This window comes from Variovorax sp. 20P10.2.4, assembly GCF_058244205.1.
On the sequence record NZ_JBZAYE010000430.1, the window covers coordinates 1 to 6,376 of the forward strand.

Annotated in this window: 6 protein-coding genes and 1 pseudogene; 2 read left to right on the forward strand and 5 right to left on the reverse strand. The window is 64.4% G+C overall.

The features are described from left to right. Positions 1-38: 38 nt before the first annotated feature. From AC27VN_RS29260 to queA, 5 genes are read right to left on the reverse strand one after another with little or no spacing between them, the layout of a single operon-like run. Positions 39-815 (reverse strand): SDR family NAD(P)-dependent oxidoreductase, encoded by a 777-nt coding sequence (locus AC27VN_RS29260; RefSeq protein WP_490878812.1) that lies wholly within the window; start codon positions 813-815, stop codon positions 39-41. A 59-nt stretch (positions 816-874) separates the two neighbouring features. After that, entirely contained in the window at positions 875-2,050 is a 1,176-nt protein-coding gene (tgt, locus tag AC27VN_RS29265; protein WP_490878813.1) for a tRNA guanosine(34) transglycosylase Tgt, read from the reverse strand. After that, a complete protein-coding gene (locus tag AC27VN_RS29270) occupies positions 2,034-2,651 on the reverse strand; it encodes a hypothetical protein (RefSeq protein ID WP_490878814.1) in 618 nt (205 codons plus the stop codon). Before AC27VN_RS29270 ends, tgt begins: the two co-directional genes overlap by 17 nt. A gap of 17 nt (positions 2,652-2,668) precedes the next feature. Continuing rightward, a complete protein-coding gene (locus AC27VN_RS29275) occupies positions 2,669-4,105 on the reverse strand; it encodes an AAA family ATPase (RefSeq protein ID WP_490878815.1) in 1,437 nt (478 codons plus the stop codon). Between the two features lie 56 nt (positions 4,106-4,161). Further along, a complete protein-coding gene (gene queA, locus AC27VN_RS29280) occupies positions 4,162-5,223 on the reverse strand; it encodes a tRNA preQ1(34) S-adenosylmethionine ribosyltransferase-isomerase QueA (protein WP_490878816.1) in 1,062 nt (353 codons plus the stop codon). A 141-nt stretch (positions 5,224-5,364) separates the two neighbouring features. Between queA and AC27VN_RS29285 the strand changes: the two genes are divergently transcribed. Together AC27VN_RS29285 and AC27VN_RS29290 are read left to right on the forward strand one after the other, a co-directional pair. Then, positions 5,365-6,036 (forward strand): DUF4166 domain-containing protein, encoded by a 672-nt coding sequence (locus AC27VN_RS29285; RefSeq protein ID WP_490878817.1) that lies wholly within the window; start codon positions 5,365-5,367, stop codon positions 6,034-6,036. Continuing rightward, positions 6,033-6,376, forward strand: a pseudogene (locus AC27VN_RS29290) (TIGR01777 family oxidoreductase); the annotation flags it as partial. The gene AC27VN_RS29285 and the pseudogene AC27VN_RS29290, both read left to right, overlap by 4 nt.

Sequence of the window (6,376 nt, forward strand, 5' to 3'; positions counted from 1 at the left end):
AGTGCCGGGCTTTTTCTTTTGGCGGTGCGCGCTGGCGCTCAGGTCCAGCCCGCGTCCACCACGTAGTCCTGCGCCGTGCACATGCGCGAATCGTCGGCACCCAGGAACAGCGCCATCGCCGCGATGTCCTCGCCCATCACGCGGCCCGGCAGGCACTGAGCGGCGTCGATCTCCGCGCCCGACTCGGGCTTGACCCACAGCCGCAGCTGCCGCTCGGTCATCACCCAGCCCGGCACGATCGTGTTGACGCGGATGTTCTGCTTGCCCAGGTCGCGCGCCAGCGAGCGCGTGAGGCCGCGCACCGCGGCCTTGCAGGCCTGGTAGACCGGATAGCCGCGGCCCTTCATCATCCAGCTGACCGAGCCGAAGTTGACGATCGAGCCGCCGCCCAGCGCGCGCATGTCGGGCGCCACCGCCTGCGCGGCGAAGAACTGGTGCTTGAGGTTCACGGCCACCAGCCGGTCGAAGTCCTCGTCCGTGACGTCGGCCATCTCGTGGCGGCGGTCGTTGGCCGCGTTGTTGAGCAGCACGCCCACCGGCCCGAAGTGCGAGCGCACCGACTCGATGGTGGCGCCCAGCGCGGCCGTGTCGGTCACGTCGCAGGGCAGGAACAGCGCGGGATGCTCGCCGCGCAGCTGGCCCGCGAGCGCCTGGCCCGCGGCGGCGTCGAGGTCGCAGAAGCCGACCTTCGCGCCCTGCGCATGGAAGGCCCGCACCAGCGCTTCGCCGATGCCGCTCGCGCCGCCCGAGATGAAGACGGTGCGCTCGGCGAGCGAGGGATAGCGCGCGGTGTAGGGCGAGGGTGCGGTGCTCATGGGCGTGGAAGACGACAGCCTGGAAGCCCGCGAGGTTAGCGCGGAACGCCCGTCGCGTCTCAGACGCCCCGTGCGCGCTCCGACTTGAAGCGCGCCCGGAATGCCGTGAACGTTCCCGCGTCGAGCGCCTCGCGGATCTCGCGCATCAGATTCAGGTAGTAGTGCAGGTTGTGGATGGTCGTGAGCATCGGCCCGAGCATCTCGCCGCAGCGGTCGAGGTGATGCAGGTAGGCGCGGCTGAAGCCCTCGCGCCCGCCGTCGTTCCAGCTCACGCCCGAGCTGCCCGCGCAGGCGTGGCAGGTGCAGCTCGGATCGATGGGCTGCGGGTCGCTCTTGTGGCGCGCGTTGCGCATCTTGAGGTCGCCGAAGCGCGTGAACAGCGTGCCGTTGCGCGCATTGCGCGTGGGCATCACGCAGTCGAACATGTCGACGCCGTCGGCCACGCCCTGCACCAGGTCCTCGGGCGTGCCCACGCCCATCAGGTAGCGCGGCTTGTTCGCCGGCAGCCGGTGCGGCGTGTGGCCCATGATGTGCAGCATCTCCTCCTTGGGCTCGCCCACGCTCACGCCGCCGATGGCGTAGCCGGGGAAGTCCAGCTCGACCAGCGCCGCCAGCGATTCCTCGCGCAGGTTCTCGAACATGCCACCCTGCACGATGCCGAACAGCGCGTTCGGGTTCTGCAACCGCTCGAACTCGGCCTGGCAGCGCTTGGCCCAGCGCAGGCTCAGCTCCATCGAGATGCGTGCCTCGGCCTCGGTCGTGATGTGGCCCTTGGTGTCGTAGGGCGTGCACTCGTCGAACTGCATCACGATGTCGCTGTTGAGGATGGTCTGGATCTGCATCGAGACCTCGGGCGTGAGGAACAGCTTGTCGCCGTTGACCGGCGACGCGAACTTCACGCCCTCCTCGCTGATCTTGCGCATCGCGCCCAGCGACCAGACCTGGAAGCCGCCCGAGTCGGTGAGGATCGGCTTGTTCCACTTCTCGAACTGGTGCAGCCCGCCGAAGCTCTGCATCACGTCCAGGCCCGGGCGCATCCACAGGTGGAAGGTGTTGCCCAGGATGATCTGCGCGCCCATCTCCTCGAGGCTGCGCGGCATCACGCCCTTGACGGTGCCGTAGGTGCCCACGGGCATGAAGATCGGCGTCTGCACCACGCCGTGGTTGAGCGTGAGCGTGGCGCGGCGCGCGTGGCCCTCTTGACGCAGTACCTGGAACTTAAGCCCGTTTTCCATAAATTTCAAAAAACTGTTTGACCTGCGCTTCGGCGTGCGCGAACGATGGGACAAGGCGGAGGCTGGATAAGTCCATCAGCTCCGCCACACGATGTCTTGCTGCCTCGGGTTTGAACTGTCGTTTGCGTCTCCCTGTTCGATCCGATGCTGAAACCAGCGCTTCGAAGAGTTTGGCCTTGGGGTCTGTCAATTTCTCGATGGACTTGGGAGGAGGCAACTGCAGCGGAGAATTTCCATCCGGGTTGCCCGCAGCCGCTCGAATGGCTTTTGAGTCAAGCAGCAACCAACTTTCTGTCATGCGGACCGGTATCAGACAGATGTGCGATGTGGGGATTCGCACCTGCTTTGCGGCTTGTTCGATTTCTTGCTGTCTTGTCGCAGGAGGAGCCGCTTCCGCATCTCGATGAATGAACAACAGATCGCAAGGATAAAGTTGCAGAACGCGGGGAAGCCGCGCAGTCAACGGACCGCGATGCAAGCCTTCGGCAAACAGAATGCGATGAGGAATCGGGCTCCATTCGTCGAGCAAGAACTGCACTACGGGAAGAAGCGTTCGATCAGAGGTGCCATCGGTGACCAATGTTGCAGTAAGTGTTCTCATTGCAGGCATGCCACGCTTCAGGATCCTTGAAAGAGGTCGATGGTTTCGGGAAGATGATCCCGCACCAGCTTGTTGGTCCCCTTCGGTTTTGGCGGAAGGCGGTTTCCAGACAAGTAGGCATGCAACTCTCCCCGGGTAATGATGCTTGAGGGCTGCTGCGTCGTCGAGGACTTCGTTCTCCACGTCCCATTGATAGGCTTGAAGTTGGCGAACGATTGAGCTTTCAGGCGAACCGTTTCGGCAAAAAGAAGTTCATCGTCAAGAAGCTCGGCTACAACAAGCGGAGAGTGCGTGTTGATGATCACCTGTCGGAGATTGAGTTGACTCGCAAGCTCGGCCGGGGAAAGATCTGCATCCGACAGTTCACGAACTAACTTGAGCATCTCCGGAATTCGCTGGGGGTGAATACCATTTTCTGGTTCTTCCAGGCAAACAAGACCACTCGCATCCGGATCATTCGATAGCACTGCAAGTGCCAGAAACCGCAGCGTGCCGTCCGACAGCGAACTTGCGGAATATGGCCGTTTGTCGCTCATGGTCACCGAGAGCGTACGTTGTTGGCGCGTCTGATCGGTATCGACATCTAGAGATTCGACACCGGGAATCAGGTCAGCGAGTCGATTTGCGATATCTCCATAGCGCCCGAGTCGAAATAGGGTGTTCGGGAGATGCTCGCCAGTAGGAGACAACGACGAGTCTCCAAAAATGTCATCGGGCGCCCGAAGAGCTGTCGGCTCCAACTGCAACATCCGCCACGATTGCATCTCTCTTCGAACTGCAAGCGCTGTGGGATGGGATGAGAGGTTGACACCAGACAGCACGGTTTGGGGGCTCTTTTGCGCGAAGATTCGCTGGGGGTTGCCTCTTCCGCCTCCATCGCCTCTCAGGAGAATTGCCGTGTCAGGCCCGGTGTTGTCGGTTTCGATGAATGGAGATGTCCGCGGACCTGGTCCGAAGACGATTTTCTTGTTTTTCGCGAGCTCCGTCCCTCCTTCAAATTGAAGAAACTTTTGGGCGTCGCTCGATGGCTTTGCGCGAAGCTCTTCTTTCTCGATATAGACCGGATCCTTTGATGGCCCCGAGACTGCGTCTGAGTTCAGCCGGAGAACCAGCGTGTACTCCACCAAGGTTGCAGTGGGTCTGGCTTTCCGATCAAAGTCATCGACAACTTCGTTGGGAATGATCAGTTCGGCAAGAAACTCCATGCGCAGCGCATCAGATCCCTTCTCTCTAAAAAAGAGCGAGGCGAAGTCCGATGCTCGTCCATGTGTCCCTCGAACATTGCTGCAGGCCTTGATGATCGGCATCGATGCCAAGTCGCTCAAGAAGGTGATGGCATCAAAGAGATTCGACTTCCCCACGCCGTTTGCGCCTGCGATACAGGTGAATAGCCCAAATTGAACGTCGATATCACGTAAGTTCTTAAACCCGGAAACTTTTAGGCGAGTGAGCATTTCATTCTCCAGAACTATTCTGAGCTGCCCGACAAAGGCGCGACCAAGGATTCAATCTATTCTGACCGTTTGTGGCCGGAAGTAGTCCGTTCCAACAGCATCGCATCGCCATAGCTGAAGAAGCGGTAGCGCTGCGCGATGGCGTGCGCATACAGCGCCATCACGCGCTCGTAGCCCGCGAGGGCCGAGACCAGCATCATCAGCGTGCTCTTGGGCAGGTGGAAGTTGGTGATCAGCAGGTCGACGTGCGCGAAGGCGAAGCCCGGCGTGATGAAGATGCGGGTGTCGCCCGCGGCCTCGCCGCTCCTGGCCCACGACTCGAGGGTGCGCACGGTGGTCGTGCCCACGGCCACGACGCGGCCGCCGCGCGCCTTGCATTCGGCGATGGCGCGCTGCGTGGCCTCGGGCACCTCGTAGCGCTCGGCGTGCATGGTGTGCTCGGCGATGTTCTCGGTCTTCACCGGCTGGAAGGTGCCGGCGCCCACGTGCAGCGTGACGTTGGCGCGCTGCACGCCGCGCGCCTCGAGCGCGGCCAGCAGGCCCTCGTCGAAGTGCAGTGCGGCGGTGGGCGCGGCCACGGCGCCGGGCACGCGCGCGAACACGGTCTGGTAGCGGCGCTCGTCCTCGGCCGAGTCGTCGTGCGTGATGTAGGGCGGCAGCGGCACGTGGCCGCAGCGCTCCATCAGCAGGTAGGGGTTCTCGCCGCTGTCGCTCTCGAAGGCGAAGCGGAACAGGGCGCCGTCCTCCTCGGGCCAGCGGCCGAGCAGGGTGGCGCGGAAGCCGCCGACCATCTGCAGCGTGGTGCCCACGGGCGGCTTCTTGCTGACCTTCATGTGGGCCACCACCTCCTGCCCCTGCAGCACGCGCTCGACCAGCAGCTCGAGCTTGCCGCCGGTCGGCTTCTCGCCGAACAGGCGCGCCTTGACGACGCGGGTGTCGTTGAAGACCAGCAGGTCGCCTTCGCGCAGCAGCGAGGGCAGGTCGCGGAAGATGCGGTCGGCCGGTGCGGGGCCGGTGCCGTCGAGCAGGCGGGAGGCGGTGCGTTCGGTGGCCGGGTGTTGCGCCACCAGCTCGGGCGGCAGGGCGAAATCGAAATCGGAGAGCGTGAAGGCGCGCATGATGCTTGAGGGCCGGACGGGCCCGTTCCAAGAAGGTGGCCGCGAGGGGCCGTTCGGAGAGCGAGGCGGCGATTGTCCCATGGCGCGAAAACCGGGCGCCGCCGCGGGGTCGGGCCAGGGCCGGCGAGGCAGAATCGCCGCATGGTCGATACACATGCGGCGCGCGTTTCGCAGGAGGCCGGGTCCGCGCCCGGGCCCTCCGAGGGCGAGCTCTTCAAGAAGATCCTCGGCGCCGCCTGGCAGGGCCTGCATGCCGACATCCGCCGCCGCTTCGACAAGAACCCCTCGCCCGGCAAGGCGCTGCACTACCGCGGCCGGCTCAGCGAGCTGCGCTGCTCGCGCTTCGGCCGGCTGCTGGGCCATCTCACGCAGCCGCTGATCCAGGGCGCGCTGATCCCCTACAGCGACGCCGACTTCCCGGTCGAGATCCAGGTCTACGCGAAGCCCGGCGACCCCGCGATCTACAAGCAGCGCATCTACCGGCTGCACGGGCGCCGGCCGATCCAGTTCACCAGCTTCATGCGCGAGAGCGAACGCGGCGAGGTGCTCGAGTACGTCGGCATGGGCCTGGGCATGAAGCTGGTGCTCAGCGTGGAGAACGGCAGCCTGCATTTCCAGAGCGACGGCTACTTCTGGGACCTGTTCGGCTGGCGCCTCCCGCTGCCGGGCCTGCTCACGCCGGGCAAGACCTTCCTCTGGCACCACAACGAGACGCCCGAGCGCTTCAACATCCGCATCGAGATCCGCCACCCGCTGATGGGCACCACCTTCACCCAGGTCGGCGTGTTCGAGGAAGTGTCCGCCCCCGCATGATCGACACGCACCTGCTGGCGCTGCAGCTGATGGCGGCCCAGGGCGCGCTCGGCGCCTTCGACACGCTCTACCACCACGAGGGCACCGAGGCCCTGCCGCGGCGCGCCTCGGCCGGGCGCGAGCTCGCGATCCACGCCACGCGCTCGTCGATCTACTGCCTGCTGTTCATCGGCCTCTCGTCCTGGGCCTGGCATGGTGCCTGGGCCTGGGTGCTGCTCGCGGTGTTCGGCGTCGAGATCGTGCTCACGCTGTGGGACTTCGTGGTCGAGGACCGCAGCCGCCTGCTGCCGGCCACCGAGCGCGTCACGCACACGGTGCTGGCGATCAACGCGGGCGCCTT

Coding starts and splice junctions, on each gene's coding strand:
- tgt (WP_490878813.1), bottom strand. CDS start 2,050: ATGGAAAACGGGCTTAAGTTCCAGGTACTGCGTCAAGAGGGCCACGCG.
- AC27VN_RS29285 (WP_490878817.1), top strand. CDS start 5,365: ATGGTCGATACACATGCGGCGCGCGTTTCGCAGGAGGCCGGGTCCGCG.
- AC27VN_RS29260 (WP_490878812.1), bottom strand. CDS start 815: ATGAGCACCGCACCCTCGCCCTACACCGCGCGCTATCCCTCGCTCGCC.
- AC27VN_RS29275 (WP_490878815.1), bottom strand. CDS start 4,105: ATGCTCACTCGCCTAAAAGTTTCCGGGTTTAAGAACTTACGTGATATC.
- AC27VN_RS29270 (WP_490878814.1), bottom strand. CDS start 2,651: ATGAGAACACTTACTGCAACATTGGTCACCGATGGCACCTCTGATCGA.
- queA (WP_490878816.1), bottom strand. CDS start 5,223: ATGCGCGCCTTCACGCTCTCCGATTTCGATTTCGCCCTGCCGCCCGAG.